The sequence below is a fragment of the Pseudohongiella sp. SYSU M77423 genome (assembly GCF_029911965.1).
Lineage (GTDB): Bacteria > Pseudomonadota > Gammaproteobacteria > Pseudomonadales > Pseudohongiellaceae > Pseudohongiella.
This window is the reverse complement of sequence record NZ_JARYTH010000001.1, coordinates 617210-640455: the sequence shown is the minus strand read 5'-3', so window position 1 is coordinate 640455 and position 23246 is coordinate 617210. Positions and strand designations below refer to the sequence as shown.

Sequence of the window (23246 nt, the reverse complement as noted above, 5' to 3'; positions counted from 1 at the left end):
ATGAAAAAAACGTTCATACTCATTCTGCTGGCACTGATAGCGGGTGTTGCACTGGCCATCCAGCTGGCGCGTGATCCTGGTTACCTGTTGATAGCTTACGGCGACTACACCTTCGAAACCAGCCTGTTCGCATTGCTGGTGGCGATAATTCTGCTGTTGATTATCGTCAAGCTGATACTCAGCCTGTTTCGCTGGCTTAACCCGATGCGACTGTTTAGAAGTGGCGACAGTCGGCCATCAAAGCGCTCAAGAAGCTCACTCTGAGAAGTCGCGTTCAGATACCCAGCTGATCCCACAGCGCATCAATACGTGCCTTGACCTCCGGGTCCATGGAAATGGGGGTGCCCCATTCTCTATCTGTTTCACCTGGCCACTTGTTGGTAGCATCCATACCCATCTTGGACCCCAGGCCCGACACTGGCGAAGCGAAGTCCAGGTAATCAATTGGTGTATTGTCGATCAGCACGGTGTCGCGTGATGGATCCATACGAGTGGTCATCGCCCAGATCACATCGTTCCAGTCACGGATATTGACGTCATCGTCAGTCACAATCACGAACTTGGTGTACATGAACTGTCGCAGGAACGACCAGGCACCCATCATCACGCGCTTGGCGTGACCGGGGTACTGCTTGCGAATGCTGATCACTGCAAGCCGGTATGAGCAACCCTCTGGGGGCAGATAAAAATCCACGATCTCCGGATACTGTTTTTGCAGCAGGGGCACAAACACTTCGTTCAGAGCCACGCCCAGCATGGCGGGCTCATCTGGCGGGCGACCGGTATAGGTGCTGTGGTAAATCGGGTCTTTGCGGTGCGTAAGCTTCTTGACCGTAAATACCGGGAAGCGCTCCACTTCGTTGTAGTAACCAGTATGATCCCCAAAGGGACCTTCGTCGGCCATCTCTTCTGGCTCAATGACGCCTTCCAGAACAAACTCAGCGCTGGCAGGTACCTGAAGGTCATTGGTGAGGCACTTTACTACCTCGGTTTTGCTGCCGCGCAGCAGGCCCGCAAAGGCATACTCGGACAGTGTGTCAGGCACTGGCGTCACGGTAGCCAGGATGGTTGCCGGGTCGGCACCAATGGCGATGGAAATCGGGAATGGTTCGCCCGGATGTTTCAACTGCCAGTCGCGAAAGTCGAGCGCACCGCCGCGATGCGACAACCAGCGCATGATCAGCTTGTTGCGCCCCAGAAACTGCATGCGGTAAATGCCGAGATTCTGCCTTTCTTTGTCCGGGCCGCGCGTAATGACCAGTGGCCAGGTAACCAGAGGTGCGGCATCTCCGGGCCAGCAGGTCTGGATGGGCAGGAACGACAGATCGATGTCATCCTCTTCGATCACCACGTCCTGGCACGGTGCGTTTCTTTTGACGTTCGGCGCAATATTGAGCACCTGTTTCCAGGTGGGAAGATTCTCCCAAAGATCGCGCCAGCCTTTTGGCGGGTTCGGTTCTTTCAGGAAGGCCATCAACTTGCCGACATCCCGAAGACCTTCGGTGTCCTGCTGCCCCATGGCCAGCGCAATGCGCCGCGTATTGCCAAACAGATTGCCTAGCAGGGGAATCGAGGATCCCTTCGGGTTTTCAAACAACAACGCTGGCCCGCCCGCCCTCAGCGTGCGATCGCAAATCTCCGTAATCTCCAGATTCGGGTCAACTGGCACACTTATCCGCTTCAGCTCACCCTCAGCCTCCAGCAAGGCAATAAACTCCCGAAGATCCTTGAATGCCATCGATGTATGTGCTCCGTAGTCGTATGCCTGGGTCAGTGAAGTTGGTTTTTCGCCAGGTGAAAGTAATACAGTTTCGATTACGTTTGTCGTTCGTTAAAGGATTCTTTTTCTAAGCCATTTAAAGAAGATAGTTGAAGCGTAGGCGAGGCAGCAGTAGCGAGACAAAAAAGGCCGGGAGAGCGCAGTTTACAAGTAGTAAATGAGCATCGACCGGCCTTTTTTAACGAAGCTAATGCAACGACGCTAGCTTCAACTATTTTCTTTTCATCATGTTGAAAAACTCTTCGTTCGTCTTGCTGTCCTTCAACTTATCAATAATAAACTCCGCCGCCTGCACATCTTCCATGGCGCTCAGAATCTTGCGCAGAATCCACATACGCTGCAGTTCTTCTTCGCTGGTCAGCAGTTCTTCACGGCGTGTGCCGGAGCGACGAACATTAATGGCTGGGTAAATTCGTTTCTCGGCAATCTTGCGGTCAAGATGGATTTCCATATTGCCGGTGCCTTTGAACTCTTCGTAAATCACTTCGTCCATCTTGGAGCCGGTTTCTACCAGGGCTGTGGCGATGATGGTCAGGCTGCCGCCTTCTTCCAGATTACGTGCGGCACCGAAGAAACGCTTGGGGCGCTCCAGGGCGTGGGCGTCCACACCACCGGTCAGTACTTTGCCTGATGAGGGCACGATTGTGTTGTAGGCACGCGCCAGACGTGTGATGGAGTCGAGCAGTATCACTACATCTTCTTTGTGTTCCACCAGGCGTTTGGCTTTTTCGATTACCATTTCTGCGACCTGGACGTGACGCGCGGGCGGCTCGTCAAAGGTACTTGCGACCACTTCGCCGCGCACTGAACGCTGCATGTCGGTCACTTCTTCCGGGCGTTCGTCGATCAGCAATACAATGAGTCGGCATTCTGGATTGTTGCGCGTAATGGATTGCGCAATGTTTTGCAGCAACAGCGTCTTACCAGCTTTGGGCGGTGATACGATCAGGCCGCGCTGACCTTTGCCAATGGGGGCTGTCAGGTCAATGATTCGTGCACTCAGGTCTTCGGTGCTGCCGTTGCCCAGCTCCAGACGCAGTCGCTCTGTCGGGAACAGTGGTGTCAGGTTTTCGAAGAGGATTTTTTGCTTTGAGTTTTCGGGTTTTGCGAAGTTTACTTCGGAGATCTTGAGCAGGGCGAAGTAGCGTTCGCCGTCCTTCGGGGGTCTGATTTTGCCCGCGATTGTGTCCCCCGTTCGCAGGTTAAATCGCCGAATCTGGCTGGGAGACACATAAATGTCATCAGGACCTGCCAGGTAAGACGAATCAGCCGATCTCAGGAATCCAAAACCATCCTGAAGAATTTCCAGAACACCGTCACCACTGATGTCCTCGCCATTCTTGGCGTGTTTTTTCAGTATGGAGAAAATGATGTCCTGTTTGCGGGTTCGGGAGAGGTTTTCAAGGCCCATTTCCTGGGCGGTTTCCAGCAGTTTGGCAATGGGTTGCGTTTTGAGATCGGTAAGGTTCATAGGCTAAGGTTTAATTGATTCTGGGTACAGAAGATCTGGGAATTGGCAACACAGCCGGGTCAACAAATACAGAGGTATTGATACAGGCCGGGATGCCGGTTGGTTTAAAAGATTCGGGTTTAAGCTAAGGATTCAGGCTTAGTGTCAGTCAGGTATGAGACTGGAATCCGCACCGCTTTCGCGGGGATGCGACTGAATATAATGACTTCTGAAACCGGTGTCTAGTAAAAAGTGTATTTATTTGTGCCCCGGGCAGTCAGGCCGTCCGGGGCACTTTCCTGATCGCGTATCAGATGACGCTGTCGATAAATGCGGCCAGTTGCGACTTGGACAGTGCGCCAACCTTGGTGCCAGCGACCTGTCCGTTCTTGAACACGATCAGTGTTGGAATGCCGCGAACACCGAAGCGTGGCGCGGTTTCTGTATTAGAATCGATATTCAGCTTGCAGATGGTCAGCTTGCCGGAATATTCATCCGCCAACTCGTCCAGTACGGGGGCGATCATCTTGCAGGGGCCACACCACTCTGCCCAGAAATCAACCATCACAGGGCCATCAGCCTTCAGTACATCTTGTTCAAAACTGGCGTCGGTGGTGTGAACGATTTTGTCGCTCATAAGTAATTCCTTGTCATTACGTCTGGTGGTGCCCGCTACGGCCATGAAAGTTGACAAGCTGTTAACGGACGATGAGATCTATCATAAGGCCTAAAAATATCGTTTCAAGTGCTTTGCAGCAGCCGGGCCACCTTTTTGGCAAAATAGGTCAGGATGGCATCGGCACCAGCGCGCTTGATGGAGATCAGCGATTCCATCGCTACGGCGTCTTCGTCCAGCCAGCCATTCGCGGCGGCAGCCATGTGCATGGCATACTCGCCGCTAACCTGATACACCATGGTCGGGGCCCCAAATTCATCCTTGACGCGCCGCACGATATCCAGGTAGGGCATGCCGGGTTTGACCATGACCATGTCTGCACCCTCGGCCAGGTCGAGACCCACTTCGTGCAGGGCTTCGTCACTGTTGGCGATGTCCATCTGATAGGTGTATTTATTGCCTGCGCCCAGGTTGCCGCTGGAACCCACGGCGTCGCGGAACGGGCCATAGTAGCTGGACGCGTACTTGGCAGAGTAGGCGAGTATGCGGGTATAGATGTGACCCTCGGCCTCCAACGCCTGACGGATTGCGCCAATACGTCCATCCATCATGTCGGATGGTGCCACAATATCGGCGCCGGCTTCTGCATGCGACAGTGCCTGTTTGACCAGCGCCACTACTGTCTCATCGTTGAGCACATAACCACTGTCGTCGATGATCCCGTCCTGACCGTGTGTCGTATACGGGTCCAGTGCAACATCGGTAATGATACCCAGTTGCGGGTAGCTGGATTTCAGGGCACGGACGGCACGCTGCACCAATCCGTCCGGATTCCAGGCCTCTTGCCCGTCAAGGCTTTTGGTGTCCTGGTTGGGTGACGGAAACAGGGCTATGGCGGGAATGCCCAGATCTACCAGCTCCGCGGCCTCTTTCAGCAGCTCGTCGATGCTGAGGCGGAAAATATCAGGCATTGAAGCGATTGGCTGTCGTTGCTCGCTTCCCTCGACGATAAAAATCGGGAAGATCAGGTCGTCAGTCGACAGTCGCGTTTCGCGCATCAATCGGCGGCTGAAGTCGTCCCGTCGCATCCGACGCATGCGGGTGGACGGAAACAGGCGCCCATTGGGCCGTGGTGAGGTATGATCAGACACTTTATTCACTCTGGGTGGTGATGAAAAAGAGCAAAAACTATAGCACAGCACCCAAATCATTCAAAAGTCGGCAGGTCCGGCAGCTGTATAACCGAGGTATGTATGTCAAAACTGAGACTGGCCATTGTCCTGTTGATCGGGCTCGCTTTCGCCGCCTATTTTTCGCTCGATCTGGGCCAGTATCTCACGCTCGGTTTTGTGCAGTCGCAACTTGATGTGTTGCGCGACTACAGTCAGCAGGAGCCGTTGCTCAGTTCACTGATTTATTTTGGTGTTTATGTGTTGATGGCAGCGCTGTCCATTCCTGGCGCTGCCGTCATGACTCTGCTCGGTGGTGCCATTTTTGGTCTGGCCTGGGGGCTGGTGCTGGTCTCGTTTGCCAGCACGATGGGCGCGACGCTGGCATTTCTGGCATCGCGCCTGTTGCTGCGTGACTGGGTGCAGGCACGGTTTGGCAATTCGCTAAAGACCATTAACGCCGGTATCGAGCGCGATGGTGCTTTCTATCTGTTTACGCTGCGCATGATTCCGGTGTTTCCGTTTTTCCTGATCAATCTGGTGATGGGCCTGACGCCGCTGAAAACGTTTACGTTTTTCTGGACCAGTCAGACCGGCATGCTGCTCGGTACTGCGGTGTATGTGAATGCCGGTGTCGAGCTCGGACAGCTTGATTCGCTGTCGGGCCTGCTGAGTGGATCGCTTATTGTTTCGTTTGCATTACTGGCACTGCTGCCCTGGGTGGGACGCGCAGTGATCAACATCATTCGACGCCGGCGCTGGTATAAGGCTTACAAAAAGCCAGCTCACTTTGATACCAATGTGGTAATTCTGGGTGCCGGTTCGGGCGGACTGGTCGCCGCCATTATCGCGGCTGGTGCCAAAGCCAAAGTAACGCTGATCGAAAAACACAAAATGGGCGGGGATTGCCTGAACACTGGCTGTGTGCCCAGCAAAACGCTGATAGCCAGTGCCAAGGTAGCCGAAACCATTCGCAAGGCTGCGGACTATGGCATCAAGGGTGCCAGTGGCGAAGTCGATTTTGCAGCGGTGATGGATCGCGTGCGCGGTGTGATCAAGACCATCGAACCCCATGACTCAATTGAACGCTTTACCAGTCTTGGCGTCGACTGTGTTACGGGCCATGCGACAATCAGGTCTCCCTGGGAAGTTGAGGTCGATGGGCGCGTGATCACCACCCGCAGTATTGTGGTTGCCACCGGAGCGCGCCCGCGCGTGCCAGATATCCCCGGATTATCGGATATGGATTATGTCACCTCAGACACCATGTGGGACTTGTCTGAAATGCCGAAGCGACTGCTGGTGCTTGGCGGTGGCCCGATTGGCTGCGAGATGGCACAGAGCTTCTCAAGGCTGGGGTCTGAAGTGACAGTCGTGGATCAGGCCGGGCAGCTGATGTCGCGCGAGGATGAAGATGTTGCACAATTAATCGAAAAGCAGTTTAGCGGTGCAGGCATCCGTCTGCTTCTTTCGCACCAGGCACATGAGTTCGGCAGTGACGACGACGGGCAGTATGTCATTACCGAAACCAGCGATGGTGAGCGTTGCAAAACCTATTTTGACAAGCTGCTTGTAGCACTTGGGCGCAAGCCGAATGTCGAGGGTTTCGGTCTCGAAGAACTTGGGGTCGAAATTAACCAGAGCGGTGCCATCGCCGTGGACGACACGCTCCGCACTTCCTGTCCCAATATTTTCGCCTGCGGCGATGTCGCCGGCCCGTACCAGTTCACCCACATGGCTTCATTCCAGGCCTGGTATGCTGTGCTGAACGCGCTGGTTGGCGGATTCAAGACATTCCGTGCCAGTTATCGTGTTGTGCCACATGCTACTTTCACCGATCCGGAGGTAGCTCGAGTAGGTATGAATGAGAGGGATGCGAAAGAGCAGGGTGTCGACTATGAAGTAACCCGGTACTCCCTTGATCATCTGGACAGGGCTCTGGCAGACGGGCAGAACCTGGGCTTCGTCAAGGTGCTCACAGTGCCCGGCAAGGACCGTATTCTGGGCGCCACGATAGTTGGGCCGCATGCCGGCGAGTTGATCGGCAGCTTCGTTTTTGCCATGACACACAACATGGGGCTGAAAACTATCGGTGCAACCACGCACATCTACCCGACGCTACTGGAAGCCAATCGCTTCGCAGCCAATGCCTGGCGCAGCGCACGCGTGCCACAAAAACTCCTGCCGGTCGCTGAAAAGTTTTTTGCCTGGCAGCGCCGTTGATTTTTTGCAAGCAGCCTTGCTCCGGCTGGAGGAAACTCAGCGCTGCAGGACGTACGAGGTGAAGTACAGCTCCAGAATCTGGTCGGCGACAGACGGCGTCTCGAGCATCTGCAGTGCATGTCTGATCTCGACCAGAGCCTGCTGGCGCAGCGCTTCCTTGCCCTGAGTCGATTGAAGGGTTTCTTCGAGCTGACCGGAGAACAGTACCACCAGGCGATTACGGATATAGGGCAGGTGTCGCTCCAGGTAGGGCTGGGCTGTCAGACGTGCCAGCACAGAAATATCGGCCTTGAGGTATTTCAGGCGTCCAGAGCCGTCGTAGTTGGTCACAAAGCTTGGGCCAAGCGTGAAGTACTGCATAGCCAGTTCAGCCGCTTCGGGGTCATCCGGCGAAACACCAGGCGGCAGAATGAACTCAGGCTCTGCCTGAGGGGCGGCAGCAGCGTGTACAGATTGATTCAACAGGCTGAGACAGGCAATCAGTGCCAACGCGGCATACTTCATTAGCTACAACTCCAGGTCTATTTGTAAGCCTTATCGGCATCTACTGGCGATACTGTAGCAAGGTTTGTTAGGATTGCGCGCGATCCTACGGCAAACAGCAGAGTTACGACGTGACTGACGACTTCCTTTTGAGACTGCCCCTGCCGCCGCTGGTCAACGAGTGGCTGGCCAGTTACCCCTGGCTGTCAACTCTGGCCGTTGCGCTGCTTGTCCTGCTGGCTGCCTGGTTACTGGACCTGTTTACCAGGCAGATTCTGGTTAACTGGCTGATGCGGCGCCTGCAGGCTCCCGCAGAGCGTTCTTCAGACTATCGAAAGTTCAAGTTTATTCCGCGACTGGCGCATGTGGTGCCTGCGCTGGTCATCACCTTCGGCGTAGCGCTGGTGCCCGGCCTGCCAGAGGGTGTCATCGTGCTGGTGCGCAATGTCGCCAACGCATTTATTGTCCTGACCCTGGCGCTGGCATTGTCGGGTGTGCTGGACATGATCAATCATGTTTACAGTCAGCGCCCGGATGCGCTGGATCGCCCCATCAAGGGTTATCTGCAGGTCGCCAACATCGTCATATTCGCGGTTGCGGTACTGCTGATGATCGCGACGCTTCTGGATCGCTCGCCGCTGATACTGCTGTCAGGCCTGGGCGCGCTGGCCGCCGTGCTGATGCTGGTATTTCAGGACACCATCCTCTCATTAGTCGCCAGTGTGCAAATTACCTCCAATGACATGATCCGCGTGGGTGACTGGATAGAAATGCCCCAGCTCAATGCAGATGGCGACGTGATTGATATAGCACTTCACACGGTCAAGGTGCAGAACTGGGACAAAACGATCACGACCATTCCCACCAAGCGATTTATCAGTGACTCCTTCAAGAACTGGCGCGGTATGGAGGAATCGGGTGGGCGCCGCATCAAGCGGTCGCTGTTTCTGGATCAGACCAGCGTCACCTTTCTCGACAATGAGCAAAAAAGTCACTTGAGCCGGTTTACCCTGTTGCGGGATTATCTGGCGACCCGCCAACAGGAAATCGACGAGTGGAACGCGGCGCTCAAGGAGCATGGGCAGGTAGCTGCCAATACCCGGCGAGTCACCAACCTGGGGACTTTCAGAGCATATGTGGCCAACTACCTTAAAAGCCACCCGCGCCTGCGCCAGGATATGACGCAGATTGTGCGTCACCTGTCGCCGGGGCCTGAAGGCCTGCCGCTGGAGGTTTACTGCTTTACCAATACAACGCAGTGGGTCGATTATGAGGGCATACAGTCGGATATCTTTGACCATCTGCTGTCAATCCTGCCAGAATTCGGATTGCGCGTTTTTCAGGCACCCAGTGGCGTCGACATGCGGGCGATGACGGAAAACTTTTTTGATCGCGAACAATCGCGATCGCCAACTGATACAGGAAAAGGATCATGATCGACCGACTGCTGGCGCTGATGCCCAACTCCAGGCTGCTCAATCTGCTCATATTCATAGCCACCGTGCTCATCATTGGCGGGGCTTTGTATATGGAGCACGTCATGTTGCTGGAGCCGTGTGGTCTTTGTATTACCCAGCGAGTCTTTGTTGTGGCGGCCGGTCTGGTGTGTCTGGCAGCAGCGATTCATAATCCTGGTGTGCGTGGTCGCCGCAATTATGCCCTGGGGGCGGCAGCCATGTGTGTGGCGGGAAGCTATTTTGCCATTCGGCAAATCTGGCTGACCTATCTGCCCGAAGATCAGGTGCCGGCCTGCGGGCCAGGGTTCAGTTACATGGTGGAGAACTTCCCCCTGATGGATACGCTGAGTTTCCTGCTGCAGGGTGATGGTAACTGTGCTGAAGTGCACTGGCGTTTTCTGGGAATCCTTTCCATTCCCGAACTGGCTCTGATCGGGTTCATCGCGCTGTTTTCCCTGTGCCTGTTCCAGGCCTTCCGACGCTAGACCATTGTCATCAATCTGAGCCAGCCCTCAGCGCGCTGGCTCAGATGTGATAGTCGTTCCAGCGCGCCAGAAACTCATCGAAGCTGCTGTCTTCCGCGGCTTCGCCAGCTGTGTGTTCGTCTACTGAGTGTTGACTGGCCGCCTTGAATTCGGCCAGCCTTGCTGCGTCAATCGCACTTTCCTTGAAAAACTTCTGCGTATTTTCCGAAGCCTGCATGCCAAATTTGCAGAACGGCATCTGTTGCGCTTTCATCATGGCGAGGATTTTGGCTGATGGCGTATTCTCAGGCTCGTCCACCTTGGCCTGCTGCTGGCTCAAGGCTGAATTGTAAGCGGTAGTGTCATGCGCTGAGTCAAGCAGCTTGGCGCTATGCCGTATATCGCCAAGGAGCTGTGTGGCCCACTGTTGCAGTGAAATTGCTTCGCCCTCGCGGGTCAGCATCAACCCGGGCTCGCGCCCCCTATTCACTGTCAGTGACAGATTCTTCTCGATCTCCCGGTTCTCGGCCTGATGGCACTCGGGGCTTTCCGCGAGCAGGCAATACAGCAGAAATGCATCAAGGAAATGAATCTGCTCGGCATCAATGCCAAGTGGCAGAAAGGGATTGAGATCGAGTGCGCGGACTTCGATGTACTGGATGCCGCCTGCCTTGAGCAGTTGCAGGGGGCGCTGACCGCCTTCGCCGACCCGCTTTGGTCGAATGGTTGCGTAGAACTCATTCTCGAGCTGCAGCAGGTTGGTGTTCATCTGCAGTCGCTTGCCGCTGGCATCAGTTGCGCCGATCTGCTCGTAGGGCGGGTAGGGCGTAATCAGTGCGCTGTACAGGCTGTCGATATAATTGTTCAGGTCGTTGTAACAAACGAATATCGAACGCTGCGCATCACTTTTGTAACCCAGGTCGCCCATCCGCAGGCAGGTGGCATGGGGTTTGTAAAGTGTCCACTCATCAAGTTCCTGTAAATCATGCGGGCGATCTTTGGTAAAGCACTTGCACACTGCCGGGGACGCACCGAACAGGTAAACCAGCAACCAGGAGTAACGGTGAAAGTTGCGGATCAGATGCAGGTAGTTCCGGGTGCGGAATGTCTGCAGATCTTCTGAGCTGCCCTGCATTTCCCGGTACTGTTCCCAGAAATTGTCTGGCATCGAAAAATTGTAGTGGATGCCGGCGATGGTCTGCATCAGTCGCCCGTAGCGGTGACCCAGGCCCTCCCGATAGAGAGTCTTGAGTTGCCCCATGTTGGAGCTGCCATAACGGGCCAGCGGGATCTGCTCGTCGCTTTCTATAAGGCAGGGCATGCTGGATACCCACAGCCGTTCACCGTCAGGCAGATTGGAGTACACATATTTGTGCAGATCGCCCAGGAACGACAGGGTCTCGGTAATGGAATCCGAGACGGGTGTAATCAGCTCCAGCAGCGCTTCTGAATAATCCGTGGTGATGTACGGGTGCGTAAATGCCGAGCCCAGCGCGCGAGGATGTTCCGTCTGGGCCAGGCGACCGTCTGGTGTCACGCGCAGGCTTTCTTTTTCGATGCCACGATGGATATTGGCCCAGGTGGACTTGACGGCCGGCAACCTGAAACGATCTAGGGATTCCTGCAGTGTATCGGACAAAATATCAGCCTCTTCTGCGCCAGTAATGCGCTGGCGCCGTATTATAGACCACCTGATGCCTGCTTTGGCTAGCTCGCCTGCGGGCCGGCTGACACAATGGCTTCCGAAACCTTGAACCGCTTGAAGTTGTTGCGGAACTGATCAATCAGGTCGGCCGCCTTGGCATCGTAACGTGACGGATCTGCCCAGGTGTCTTTCGGGTTCAGCAGTGCACTGTCGACTCCGGGTACGGATGTCGGAATGGTCAGGTTGATGCCATCGAGATGTGTGGTTTCCGCATTGCGCAGGGCACCTGTCTGAATGGCATGCAGAATCGCACGGGTAACAGGAATTTTGAAGCGCTTGCCAACGCCGTGAGGGCCACCTGTCCAGCCGGTATTAACCAGATACACCTGGCTGTTGAACTCGGCAATGCGTTTGATCAGCAGCTCAGCGTAGACGCCCGCCGGGCGTGGGAAGAAAGGCGCGCCAAAACAGGTTGAAAAGGTGGACTTGATGCCATCACCTGCACCCACTTCGGTGGAGCCAACCAGTGCGGTGTAGCCGCTGAGAAAATGATAGGCGGCAGCTTCAGGCGTCAGGATTGACACTGGAGGCAGCACGCCCGTCAGGTCGCAGGTTAAGAATACGATCGATTTGGGTTCACCGGCACGGTTTTCTGCCACGCGCTTGGGGATATGGGTCAGCGGATAACAGGCGCGGGTATTTTGAGTCAGGCTGGTGTCGGCATAATCAGCCTGACGCGATTTCTCGTCGATGACAACATTCTCGATCACGGATCCGAACTTGATCGCATCCCAGATGACTGGCTCATTTTCCTGGCTCAGATCAATACACTTGGCGTAGCAACCACCTTCCAGATTGAACACGGTGCCTTTACCCCAGCCGTGCTCGTCATCACCAATCAGGTAACGTGCTGGGTCTGCAGACAGGGTGGTTTTGCCGGTGCCAGACAGTCCAAAGAACAGGCAGACATCACCGTCTTCACCGACGTTGGCAGAGCAGTGCATGGGCAACACGTCTTTTTCTGGTAACAGGAAGTTCTGTACCGAGAACATCGATTTTTTCATCTCGCCAGCGTAACGCATGCCTGCCAGCAGCACCTTGCGCTGTGCAAAATTGATGATTACTGCCCCGTCCGAGTTGGTGCCGTCGCGGCCAGGATCACAGACAAATTCCGGTGCGCTGAGAATCTGCCAGACTGCCTTGTCTTTCGGGTTGTAGTTGTCCGGTGATTTGATGAACAGCGTGCTGCCAAACAGGCAGTGCCAGGCATACTGCGCATTCACCTGTACGGGAATGTAGTGTTCTGGATCCGATCCGACGTGCAGATCCGCAATAAAAACGTCTTTATCCGACATATAGTCACTGACACGCTGCCACAGGGCGTCAAACTTTGCCGGATCAAAGGGCTGGTTGACGGCGCCCCAGTCGATCAGGCCTTCTGAGGCTGACTCTTTTACGATGAAGCGATCCTTGGGGCTGCGGCCAGTGCGCTGTCCTGTCGTGACCACCAGGGCGCCATTGTCGGCCAGCGTGCCTTCATTCCGCTGCAGAGCAATTTCGATCAGTCGGGCGGGAGCGAGGTTTTTGTAGATCGTGCGCGTAGCGTCCTGCGTAATGTCCTGCGTAATGGTAGTCATACGTTACCTTCCTGGACTGCTTGCATCGGGATGAGAGATCGTCGGCATTATGCCAAAAAAGCTCAGGTGATCATACTGTGATTATCATGGGTCATTCACGCCGTATCGCGTCAGCGCAATGGCCTAAAAGCGGCCCTTCATGGCCTGTCGCAGGCGACGGTCTTTTTTGTTGGGTTTTTCACTTGAGAAAGGTCCGGCTGACTGCATTTTTCGAAGCTCTGCCACGCGCTGGCGCTCGCGAATACTTTCTTCGGTCTCCTCATAAAGCTGCTGCGCCTCGGGAGCACCTCGCCGTTGTTCGGAAAGCTTGAGCACTGTCATGATGCGATCATCCCAGCCCTGACGCACCTTGAGAATCGTACCGACCCCTATTTCCTTGCCAGGCTTGGGTTTCTGGCCGTCAATTTCCACTTTGCCGCCTTCTATGGCGGTTTTAGCAAGAGCCCGTGTTTTGAAAAGTCGCGCGGCCCACAACCATTTGTCCAGTCTGACTTTGGCGGGCGCGTTGTTAACCTGGTCTGACATGGGTATGAGTTTTGTCTCTATTGCTGATCAGTTGGCAGAAACCGCTTCAGTTGCCTGAGGCATGATATCGATAAAGTGGCGTACCTGGTAGAACTCGCCCTGTTCAACGGGCGGGCGCTGACTGTCTGGCTGCTCAATGGCATACAGATGCGCTATGCCCTCTCGCTGGGCCTGTCTCAGCACATTGAGATTGTCATCGAATAGCGCGGTGCGTGCAGGCAGGAATGGGTGTTGCTGGCGCAACTGCTCCCAGAAACCGTGGTTCTCTTTGGCTTTGCCCAGGGAATGTGAGCTGATGGTTGCGTCGAAGTAGTCACCTATTCTGGTGTGATCGAGCTTCAGGTTCAGGCTGCCAGGATGCGCGTTGGTGACCAGCAGCAGTTGTTTTTCCAGTTGTTTGAGGCGTTGCAGGAATTCGGGAACGTGCTGCCGTACCGCAATCTTGTGACGCAGCTCGTCTTTCATCTTCTGGATGTCCAGCTGCAGGGTGCTCGACCAGTAGTCAATGCAGTACCAGTTGAGCTGTCCGTGCAGGTTGCGGTATTGCTCGCTTAGTCGTGCCCACGCCTCCTGCTGCGACAGGCCGATTCGGGCGCCCCAGGTGGCAGGAACCAGATGTTCCCAGAAATAGTTGTCAAAGTGCAGATCGAGCAGGGTGCCGTCCATGTCGAATATGACAGTATCGATGTCTTGCCAGTTGATCATAGTACTTGCTTGATGGTTCGTTTGGAGTTGTACACCATTTAATGACATGGGTGCGCCAGTTGCAAGCATGGCGATCGCCCGCAGCGGTGCGCCGAATGGGAATTGTTAGCAATACATTTGTAACAGTCGGTTGAGTATTGCTTGAATCTGTAACACCCAAGGAAAATAGTCAATTTCGGTCATGACAGTCAGCAGTCGTCGTCGATTCCACGCGGTAGCTGTATCAGTGGTGCTTTACGGACCATTCGAGTAGAAAAACAATAACTACAGGAGCGTGACCACATGCAAAATGTCTACAAAGGCAGGCGTCATTCTTTGGCGCTGGCCATCATGCTTGCGAGCACCGCGGTCCCGATCGCTGCCCAGGAAGCAGAAATCGAAGAAGTCATCGTAACAGGTTCACTTATCAGGGGAACCCCGGTTGACACCGCACTGCCCGTTGAGGTCTTCTCAGCAGCCGAACTTCTGGAGACCGGTAGTCCCACAGCTCTCGAATTCGCCAAAACCCTCACTTCAGGTGGTCCCATCACCGGTGAGGCGTATTATTTTGGTGGTTCAGGCAATACCGGTAATGTCAGTTTCAACCTGCGAGGGATTGGCTCTGACAAAACTCTGACCCTGTTTAACGGACGCCGGACCCCACAGAACTCCTCACTGTTTCCGTCATCAGTGACCTCTCGCATAGAAATACTGAAGGATGGCGCTGCCGTGACTTACGGTGCGGACGCCACCGGTGGTGTCGTCAACTTCATCACCGAAGACAGTTTTTCGGGATTTGAGCTGAGCTCATCCTACAAAGGCGGATTCGATTCCGACGGTGACTGGAATGTCACTGGTAAAGCCGGCTGGGATGTTGGTGACAGTAATATTCTGGTGGCAGCTGAGTGGGATCACCGCTCACGCTTACAGACCAAGGACAGGGATTTTTCCAGCCTGCCTTACGGTGTTAACCCGGCGCCATGGTCGGGGCTGACCAACCTGGCGGGCTGGGTGCCCAGAGCGACGCTACCCTCTAACCCTGGCCTGACGGCAAACTCGGAGTGGGGCACGCCGCTGGGGCTGGTGTCAGACTTTACACCAGAGTCATGTAATGCGGTGGGTGGTATTTACGTCAACGCATTCACTTGTAACTATGGCTATATTCCGTATTACAACGTGGTTGAGGAAAACGAAATCTATCGTCTGTTTGGCCAGGTGACGACACAAATGTCGGATACGCTGGAGTTCTACGCCCGGGCAGCATATGGGCGCGTATACACTCCAGAGGCCTATGGCTCGCCATCGCAACCAGTGGTCCGTGGCCCGGCGCAGACATCGGGGCTGACCTATCAACTTTATGTTCCTTCGACCAACCCATTTGTTCAAGAGTTTGCGCAGCGTACCGGCTGGGCGAATAACCGTCTGTTTGGCTTGACCCAAGGCTATACACCCATCACCTATCGTGCTTTCGCGCACGGCGGTAATGACACCTGGGCGGGGCCCGGTCTGCACAGCACTCCGAACGAAAACGAAAGCCGTAACTGGCACATCTCTACTGGCTTTACCGGTGAGTTGTCCAACGACATCAGCTGGGATCTGGCGTTTACCTACAATCAGTCGGACATCCGCAGCTCTGCACCGGACATCATGGGTGCCCGCGTTCAGCAGGCCCTGAACGGCTTCGGTGGGCCGAACTGTAATGCGCCAGATCTGGATCCCAACCGCCTGGGCACTCAAAATCCGGCACTGGCCGGTGTTGGTGACTGTATGTGGTACAACCCGTTTGCCACCAACTTTGCCAGTCAGCCTGAACTCGGTCTGCCAAACCCCGCATTTGATCCATCGCTGCAGAACCCGCTGGAGCTGCGTCAATGGCTGTTTAATGACCGCTACACAGAAACCACTGCCTGGAGCGCCACAGTAGATCTGGTCTTCAGTGGCTTGACGCCCATTGAGCTGCCCGGCGGTAATATTGCCTGGGGTGCCGGTGTTCAGTACCGGGACAGCCGCAACCGTCAGACAGTGCCAGACCCCATCTATAACGGCGCTATGCCCTGTTTCTGGGATGAGCAGACACCACGGGATCCAACTGATCCAGAGTACAATGGCTGTACGCCAGATGGTCCTGGCCCGTTCTTCTTCTTTGGTATCAACCCGCCAGACTCCACCAGCCAGCAGCAGGAATCGGCGTTTGCTGAATTCAGCCTGCCACTGCTGGATCGTCTGAACATGACTGCAGCGGTTCGTCACGAGCGTTTCAGTGGTGACCTCGATGCAACGGTGTACAAGGTTTCAGGCAAGTACGATATTACCGATAACCTGTCGTTCCGCGGATCATACGGCACCAACTATCAGGCGCCAGGCGCAGGTCTGAACCCGGGTGAAGTTAACGTAGGTGTCAACAGCTACACGATTGCGGGTGGTGACTGGCGTGGCGCGACCACGGTGACGGCGACCGGTATCGAGCCAGAAACTGCAACGGTATGGAATACCGGCTTTATCTGGCAATCGGAAGGCTTTGATGCCGGCCACGACTTCCAGTTCATTGTGGACTACTTCAGTATTGAAACCGAAGATGAACTTGGCCTGCTGGCATCAGCCAACACTATTGCCAGCTCGGTGTTCAGCATCCCGCCACCCGGACAGACCAATGTGCCCAGCAACCGGACGGCGCTGGCGGACTGTTCACACCCATTGATCGGGCGTGTTCAGTTCAATGGCGGCACCTGTACCCAGGGTGTCACGACAGCCAACGACTTCGCCGCGATTACTACCGAGTTCGGTAATGGCCCGGGCCAGCTGACAGAAGGCTTTGATGTACAGGCGAACTACAGCTTCCCGGCTTTTGCTGGCGACATGCGGCTCGGTCTAACGCTGACCAAGGTTGAGAAGTTTGAGTTTGGCGAAACCACGCTGGACGGTTTCCTGCTCGATCCGGGCGATGACCGTCTGGGAACATTGAACTTCGCAACCATTGCGCAGGCAGCACCTGAATGGCGTGCCAACGTCAACATCAACTACGGTCAGGGAGACCATAACTTCCGTCTGGTGATCGGCTACATTGATGGCGTCAAGGATGAGCGTTACTACAATGCTGATGGCACCATTAACGAGGCGGCCCTGGTTCCCAGTGGCTTCCAGCCAGGTACTACGACGCCGTTTGAGCCTTCCTACTATGGTGTTGATCCGGGCGGCTGGCTGGCCGGTGATTTCCACTGGATATGGGATCACGAATGGGCAAGTTTCACTGCGTCCATCAACAACATCACAGATGAAGATCCGCCGGCGTCACGTCAGGAGTTTGGCTACGATCCGAGGATCGGTAACCCGCTGGGCAGGACGTTTGAGGTGGGTATACGTAAGACGTTCTGAGGAATGAGATAGGCCAAAACCGAGCAACAGCGGGCTACAGAAAGTGGCCCGCTGTTGTCGTTTCTGGGCAGTGGTTTCCTGTCGAGCAGTATTTGATCTTTGTCAACAAGCCTGGCCCTTTTGCAGCAGTTTGCCCGTCGCGTCTCACTATCTTTTGCGATAACAGATAATATCCGGTTCAGACAATAACCAACGCAGAGGTTTTTGATGAAACCGGCCAAGCACACTCCGCTGCTATATTTTTCGACAGTCTTGGTGCTGGGGATGCTTATGCATTCAAAGGCTGATGCAGAGATTCCGCGATTAAGCAGCGGCAAGCCGGATTTTCAGGGCTATTGGACCAACGAAACCGAGACGCCCCTGGAGCGGCCGTCACAATTCGCTGGTCGCCAGGCCATGAGCGCTGAGGAAGCGGCTCAATGGCGACCCGGTTCGGCGGCCGGACTGACAGACCTTACGGATACTGATAATGGCTTTCTGGATCCAGACCGCGGCCCACCGCCGAAAGGCGGCCCGATTGCGCTAGAAGCCGACTGGTATTTCGCTAGTGGCTACGTGGCTCGCGTGGATGGTGAGTACCGTACCTCTCTGGTGGTCGATCCTCCTGACGGCAGAATCCCCTATGCCGAAGATGGCAGGGGGCGGGACTTTGTCAGCCAGGCGCTGGCGCGAACGGGACTGGATGCTTTTGCAGGTCCGGAGGTGCGTCCAACCGGGGAGCGATGTCTTCTGTCAGTATTGTCGACAGCCGGACCGCCGATGTTGCCCATGTCGTACAACAGCAACTACCAGATTGTCCAGACAGCGGACTACGTCATGATTTTGGCAGAGATGGTGAATGACGTTCGAATTGTTCGTATTGATGACAGCCATGGAGACCCGGCATTGTATCGATGGATGGGTGACTCTGTCGCTCGCTGGGACGGTGATACGCTGATTGTGGAAACCCGCAATCTTCATCCACAGCAATCCTTCCGAGGTTCCTCAGTGGAATTGACCACAACCGAGACATTTCGATATGACGATGAAGGTCAGCTTATCTATCGCGTGACGATGAACGACCCAGAGGTTTTTGGAAGACCGTGGACGGCCGAAGTTCCTATGCGCCGAATGCCGGAAGGTAGTCAAATACTGGAATATGCCTGTCATGAGGGTAATTACTCTCTGGTAGGCGCGCTGGCAGGTGCGCGGCGCCAGGAACAGGATTCAGCGCAGTAAAGGTGGATTTTGGGTAGGGCGGTGGATTTCATCCGGCCCCCTCTTGGATGAGGAGACAGCACATACAAAAAAGCCCCGCTAATGCGAGGCTTTGAAGCAGAGTAGTGGTTTGGTCTACGGGGCGGAAGTATCGTAAACAGCTTGTGGCTGTTTACGACCCTGACGGGCTTCGCGCTGGCGCGCTCGTTGCAAACTACTGCGTAGTTTGTCGAACCAGGCGGTGGTTCTCATCCAGCCCCTGGACGCCACATACAAAAAAGCCCCGCTAATGCGAGGCTTTTTGTATGTGGTGCCCAGGGGCGGAATCGAACCACCGACACGAGGATTTTCAATCCTCTGCTCTACCGACTGAGCTACCTGGGCGTAATTTGGCTGTCGTATGGCGACAAGGCGCGTATTAAAACCGTTGCGGCTGCCGGAGTCAAGTCTCTGAACGGGATTTGATGGGCAATTTTCTATTCCGGCGCGACGTACCCGCTGGCAGTATCAAAGTCTTCATTATTGAAAAATTTGTCCATTTGCGCCTGCAGGTACTTACGGTCGTCGGCGCTGGCCATGCTCAGGTGTTTTTCGTTGATCAGCATGACCTGCTGCTTCTGCCAGTCCTGCCAGGCCTGGGCGGAAACAGACTCGAATATCTCCTGGCCTTTGGGACCCGGATAGGGTGGCATTGCCAATCCCGGAAGTTCTTTCTGGTACTTCTTGCAGAAAACAGTGCGGGACATGTTGTTCCTCTATGTCTTTATGATCTGAATAATCGTTTTCACGTCAGCTGCTGCAATAGCTTCTTGACTGGTGCAGCCAGACCAACCTGGGGCGTCTGTGTCTGGCTGTGATACCAGATTATACCTGCAGAATCTGCGACCCCTCGGCCCGGTTGGCCAGCGTCGATTGAACCAGTGACATGCACCGGGGTGATGTGCAGACGAAAATGACTGAATGTGTGGCTGACCTTAGGCCAGATGCTGCCAATCTGCAACTGACGATCGTGCAGCCACTGATCCAGGGAATCCCTGTCTTCGCACTCGGGGAAACTCCACAGGCCACCCCAGATGCCGGAGGCCTGTCGCTGCTGCAGGAATATCCGGCCATCGGCGTCCTGCCACATGATCATATAGACAGACTTCTCCGGTAAGGGTTGGCGTGGTTTGCTGGCCGGAATTTGCGACTCAATACCCTGCTGTCTGGCCTGACAGTGTTTTACGAGCGGGCAATGCAGGCAGGCCGGTCGGCTGCGCGTGCAGAGCGTTGCGCCCAGGTCCATCATGGCCTGGGCATAGTCACCAAAGCGTTGCTCTGGCGTCGAGGCGTCGGCGAGCTCCCAAAGTTGAGTCAGGGTCTTGCTGTTGCCGGGCCATTCGGAAATCGCGTAATAACGGCAGAGAACGCGCTTCACGTTGCCGTCCAGAATGACGCCACGCCTGTTCAGCGCCAGAGACAGGATGGCGCCAGCGGTGGAGCGACCTATGCCGGGCAATGACTCAAGTAATTCAAGCGATGCGGGAAACTCGCCGTCGAATTCGCTGACTACTTTCTGGGCCGTTTTGTGCAGGTTACGGGCCCTGGCGTAGTAACCCAGGCCTGTCCACAGGTGCAGCACTTCATCAAGGGGCGCAGCAGCCAGCGCTTCGACGGTCGGGAAGCTGCTCATAAAGCGCTGGTAATAGGGGATGACCGTGCTGACCTGAGTCTGCTGCAGCATGATTTCTGAAACCCAGACGCGATAGGCAGTCTGATCATGCTGCCACGGCAAATCATGCCGGCCGTGGTCATCAAACCATTCCAGGACCACTTCTGAGTCCAGGAGTGGCGGATTGTTCCTTGCTGATGGCACTATCAGTTGTTCTGGAAAAGTTCGCGCACGCGGTTACGCAGGCGCTCGACCTGCTCGCCAATGGCCTCACTGGCGCGGCGTTCCACTTCATTGCGCGCCATTTGCGCAAACACCTCGCGCACGCGCTGCAGGTCGGGGCTGCAATATTGCAGGCCGGGGTCCGCGAAGGCGGCGTCGCATCGAATGGGCCAGGGAATATTATGATAGTTCGGGTTGACTCGTATTGTCTGAGGTGCCGGCTCGCCCAGAATAGTGAACTCTACGCTGTAATCAAACTCACCTTGATCCAGGTTGATTCCGCCGGTACCGCTTACGTCGAAATTATCCAGTCGCATGCGCAATTCCTGATTCTCATCGAGACCGTCGTTGAACAGCAGGTATGCTTCGACACTGTTGAAGCGAACGGTGTCAGGCCACTGCGCAGCGAGGTTGCCATCGGGATTGAGCACTGAGATGGCTGCAAACACCTGTTTCAGCATAGTGATGTCCACCGAGCTGTTGGCTACTTGCATCTGGCTCGCGCCAGAGATGCTGTTGAGCAGGGCGTCAACGGTATTGCCCTGCATGGTATGGCTGGTATTGGCGTTAAAATTACCAGTGAAAAAGCCCAGTCTGGGTTTGTCCTCAGTTAGTGCGACAGCACTGACATTCTCAAGCTGAGTCTCAAGCTCGACACGCGCAGGCCTGTTGCTGGCATTGACGGAGGCGGTCGCAGCCAGCGTGCCGTCGTAGAAACCTGCGGGCTGGCTGACCAGATTAAGCACGCCATTCTGGATTTGCAGGGTGGCACTTACTGGTGCCAGACGCAGACCAGAATAGCTGATGGAGTCAAAGGAATGGTTGCCGCGCAAATCCAGTGTGTTCAGTATCTCCAGTGGCAGCTCAGTTGCATTGGCGGTGGATGCGCCACCACTAGTGCCAGAGCCTGTTGCAGAGGCTTGTCCTTCTTCGGAGGCAGGCAGCCAGTCGTCGAGGTTGATGTCGCCGCCGCGTAACTCGTAGCCAATCATCATGCGACGGTTGCCGGTAGCGAACAACAGGTCGCCGGACAGTTCCAGGCTGGTGTCATTGAGTCCCAGCAACAGCTCCTGCAGCGTGACTCCTTCGGTATCGCCGTTGACCCGCAGAGTCTGCACAGTAATCTGCTGCTCGTCTGGCGCCGGCATGCTGTCTTCTGGCAACGCCATGAAGTTTTCCAACAGGTAACTGAGATTAAACGGCTGGCTGCTGAGGTCAGCCTGCCAGCTCAGATCGTTGCGGAAGTTGTTGATTTCGGCTGAGCCGGTAATCAGCAATGGGCTGAGGTTGAACCTGATGTCGCTCAGTGCGATGTCACCAGCGTCCAGGTCGATGGATGTGTCGCTCTGCAGATTCAGGTCGAGGCGCCGGTTGGTAGTCTGATCAATCAGCTGAGTGCTGATTTCCAGTGGAAACTCCTGACCCTGCAGATTGGTATTCGAGCCCGACAGGTTCAGGCGCCGCAGGCTGGCATTGAGCCCCTGCTGCTGATCCTGTATGTCGATGCTGGCATTATTGAGGGTCACCTGTGCGATGTTGATATCGACCGGTATGCTGCCGGCACTGCTGGTCTGGGCAGGTGCCTCACTGGGTGGCAGGTCCAGCAGCCAGTTTGTCTGGCCGTTGCTGTCGACGGTCCAGTTGATGTGCAGGTCTTCGGCAATGAATTCCTGAAGATTCAGCTCGCCCCGAAACAGGCCCGCTGGTTCCAGCCTAAGTGCTACGTTGGAGAAGGAAGCCAGCTCCTGCGGAGTCACGCCATTGCTCAGGCGCACATCCTGCAGGCTGAGCCCGAAAACTGGCCTGAAAGTCCAGTTCATGTCCCCGGCAATCTGCAGTTGCAGGCCAGTCTGGCTGGCAACCAGGTCCTCCAGCACGGGTCGGTACCGATTGGGGTCGATTACCACAAATAGAATCAACGCCAGCGCAACAACAAAAACAAGCAGGCCGGTGATAAAAAAAGTCAGATACTTCAATAACTTTGACATGGATTGCCGCATTCCCGGAGCAGACTGAACATGGCCTTTGATTGTCGCACGAAATCGGATGGGTGCAAAATTTGCGATTTTTTAGGAAGCTGTGGCGGGAGATCAGGCAGTGGTTGCAGGGAAGCTACGCTGCGAAAAAGCGAAGCGACGGCTGCCTGGCAGCAGCCGTCATTGCTGCGCTTAAAGAAGCCCCTCAGGAGTTGGCTTCAATGGCTGTCTCCAGCTCCTGCAGAAGTGCCGGGTCAGCTGAGGCCATCTGAATGATCTGATTGTACTGCTGAATGCTCAGATCATTGGCTTCAACGGCCTGCTGCATCTCTCCCTGTGCAGCCTGCTGCAGGGTGTTGGCTTCAGCTTCATCAGTGACTGACTGCAGCTGCTGTGCATACCGCATCTGGATTTCCATGATGTCAGTGTAGGCTGCCACAAAGTTATCCTTCAGCTCGGCTGTCAGTTCCATTTGCGGCGCACCCTGTGGCGCGGCCTGCGGTGCTGGCTGGGCGTGAACCGGTGCAGCGAGGAAGGCAAGGGCGCAGGTCAGCGGCAAGAAAATCAGCTTCTTCAACATGATGAGTATCCTCCATAGTGTTCATGTGCCGTGGTGATATTCAAGCATCATGCCAGTCTGTGGAGTTGTCTAATCGACTGATATTGTTAGTTAAATTATTTTTGATCGAAGCTGG

The 23246-nt window shown here is 55.2% G+C and carries 19 protein-coding genes and 1 tRNA gene; 6 read left to right on the top strand and 14 right to left on the bottom strand.

What is annotated here, in order from left to right; all coding sequences use genetic code 11:
- Nucleotides 1-264: a heme biosynthesis HemY N-terminal domain-containing protein gene (locus QGM61_RS02780; RefSeq protein WP_237132923.1), complete on the top strand. Its 264-nt coding sequence runs from the start codon at nucleotides 1-3 to the stop codon at nucleotides 262-264.
- 10 nt (nucleotides 265-274) lie between these two features.
- Here the strand turns inward: QGM61_RS02780 and ubiD are convergent, their stop codons facing one another.
- From ubiD to hemB, 4 genes are all read right to left on the bottom strand, one after another.
- Nucleotides 275-1738 carry a 4-hydroxy-3-polyprenylbenzoate decarboxylase gene (gene ubiD, locus QGM61_RS02775; RefSeq protein WP_237132924.1) on the bottom strand — a complete coding sequence of 488 codons (1464 nt, stop codon included), beginning with the start codon at nucleotides 1736-1738 and terminating at the stop codon, nucleotides 275-277.
- A gap of 253 nt (nucleotides 1739-1991) precedes the next feature.
- Complete coding sequence (gene rho, locus QGM61_RS02770) at nucleotides 1992-3251, bottom strand: transcription termination factor Rho (protein ID WP_237132925.1); 1260 nt, start codon at nucleotides 3249-3251, stop codon at nucleotides 1992-1994.
- Nucleotides 3252-3540: 289 nt separating this feature from the next.
- Nucleotides 3541-3867: a thioredoxin TrxA gene (trxA, locus tag QGM61_RS02765; RefSeq protein WP_237132926.1), complete on the bottom strand. Its 327-nt coding sequence runs from the start codon at nucleotides 3865-3867 to the stop codon at nucleotides 3541-3543.
- 104 nt (nucleotides 3868-3971) lie between these two features.
- Nucleotides 3972-4997: a porphobilinogen synthase gene (gene hemB / locus QGM61_RS02760; RefSeq protein WP_281131816.1), complete on the bottom strand. Its 1026-nt coding sequence runs from the start codon at nucleotides 4995-4997 to the stop codon at nucleotides 3972-3974.
- 102 nt (nucleotides 4998-5099) lie between these two features.
- Between hemB and QGM61_RS02755 the strand changes: the two genes are divergently transcribed.
- Nucleotides 5100-7238, top strand: a complete 2139-nt coding sequence (locus tag QGM61_RS02755; protein ID WP_281131815.1) for an FAD-dependent oxidoreductase — start codon at nucleotides 5100-5102, stop codon at nucleotides 7236-7238.
- A gap of 36 nt (nucleotides 7239-7274) precedes the next feature.
- Here QGM61_RS02755 and fliL read toward each other — a convergent pair whose 3' ends face one another.
- Nucleotides 7275-7742, bottom strand: coding sequence for a flagellar basal body-associated protein FliL (gene fliL, locus QGM61_RS02750; RefSeq protein WP_237132928.1), 468 nt, complete (start codon nucleotides 7740-7742; stop codon nucleotides 7275-7277).
- A gap of 110 nt (nucleotides 7743-7852) precedes the next feature.
- On the opposite strand from fliL, the gene QGM61_RS02745 reads away from it, so the two are divergent.
- The gene (locus tag QGM61_RS02745) at nucleotides 7853-9157 is read left to right on the top strand and encodes a mechanosensitive ion channel family protein (protein ID WP_281131814.1); all 1305 of its coding nucleotides are present in this window, start codon (nucleotides 7853-7855) and stop codon (nucleotides 9155-9157) included.
- Entirely contained in the window at nucleotides 9154-9663 is a 510-nt protein-coding gene (locus QGM61_RS02740) for a disulfide bond formation protein B (protein ID WP_237132930.1), read from the top strand. Before QGM61_RS02745 ends, QGM61_RS02740 begins: the two co-directional genes overlap by 4 nt.
- Nucleotides 9664-9703: 40 nt before the next feature.
- On the opposite strand, the gene gshA is transcribed toward QGM61_RS02740, so the two are convergent.
- From gshA to yrfG, 4 genes are all read right to left on the bottom strand, one after another.
- On the bottom strand, nucleotides 9704-11281 hold the full coding sequence (gene gshA, locus QGM61_RS02735; protein WP_281131812.1) for a glutamate--cysteine ligase: 1578 nt from the start codon (nucleotides 11279-11281) through the stop codon (nucleotides 9704-9706).
- A gap of 68 nt (nucleotides 11282-11349) precedes the next feature.
- Nucleotides 11350-12924 (bottom strand): phosphoenolpyruvate carboxykinase, encoded by a 1575-nt coding sequence (locus QGM61_RS02730; RefSeq protein ID WP_237132932.1) that lies wholly within the window; start codon nucleotides 12922-12924, stop codon nucleotides 11350-11352.
- A 123-nt stretch (nucleotides 12925-13047) separates the two neighbouring features.
- Nucleotides 13048-13449, bottom strand: a complete 402-nt coding sequence (locus QGM61_RS02725) for an RNA-binding S4 domain-containing protein (RefSeq protein ID WP_281131810.1) — start codon at nucleotides 13447-13449, stop codon at nucleotides 13048-13050.
- Between the two features lie 27 nt (nucleotides 13450-13476).
- The gene (gene yrfG, locus QGM61_RS02720; protein WP_237132934.1) at nucleotides 13477-14154 is read right to left on the bottom strand and encodes a GMP/IMP nucleotidase; all 678 of its coding nucleotides are present in this window, start codon (nucleotides 14152-14154) and stop codon (nucleotides 13477-13479) included.
- A 282-nt stretch (nucleotides 14155-14436) separates the two neighbouring features.
- Between yrfG and QGM61_RS02715 the strand changes: the two genes are divergently transcribed.
- Together QGM61_RS02715 and QGM61_RS02710 are read left to right on the top strand one after the other, a co-directional pair.
- Nucleotides 14437-17505 carry a TonB-dependent receptor domain-containing protein gene (locus QGM61_RS02715; RefSeq protein WP_281131808.1) on the top strand — a complete coding sequence of 1023 codons (3069 nt, stop codon included), beginning with the start codon at nucleotides 14437-14439 and terminating at the stop codon, nucleotides 17503-17505.
- Nucleotides 17506-17775: 270 nt separating this feature from the next.
- Nucleotides 17776-18723 (top strand): hypothetical protein, encoded by a 948-nt coding sequence (locus tag QGM61_RS02710; protein WP_281131806.1) that lies wholly within the window; start codon nucleotides 17776-17778, stop codon nucleotides 18721-18723.
- Nucleotides 18724-19010: 287 nt separating this feature from the next.
- Here the strand turns inward: QGM61_RS02710 and QGM61_RS02705 are convergent.
- From QGM61_RS02705 to QGM61_RS02685, 5 genes are all read right to left on the bottom strand, one after another.
- A tRNA-Phe gene (locus tag QGM61_RS02705) sits at nucleotides 19011-19086 on the bottom strand.
- A 92-nt stretch (nucleotides 19087-19178) separates the two neighbouring features.
- On the bottom strand, nucleotides 19179-19448 hold the full coding sequence (locus tag QGM61_RS02700; protein ID WP_281131805.1) for an oxidative damage protection protein: 270 nt from the start codon (nucleotides 19446-19448) through the stop codon (nucleotides 19179-19181).
- Between the two features lie 38 nt (nucleotides 19449-19486).
- Nucleotides 19487-20557, bottom strand: coding sequence for an A/G-specific adenine glycosylase (gene mutY, locus QGM61_RS02695; protein WP_281131804.1), 1071 nt, complete (start codon nucleotides 20555-20557; stop codon nucleotides 19487-19489).
- 2 nt (nucleotides 20558-20559) lie between these two features.
- The gene (locus QGM61_RS02690; RefSeq protein ID WP_281131803.1) at nucleotides 20560-22563 is read right to left on the bottom strand and encodes an AsmA family protein; all 2004 of its coding nucleotides are present in this window, start codon (nucleotides 22561-22563) and stop codon (nucleotides 20560-20562) included.
- A 193-nt stretch (nucleotides 22564-22756) separates the two neighbouring features.
- Nucleotides 22757-23131, bottom strand: coding sequence for a DUF4168 domain-containing protein (locus QGM61_RS02685; protein WP_281131802.1), 375 nt, complete (start codon nucleotides 23129-23131; stop codon nucleotides 22757-22759).
- Nucleotides 23132-23246: the final 115 nt, after the last annotated feature.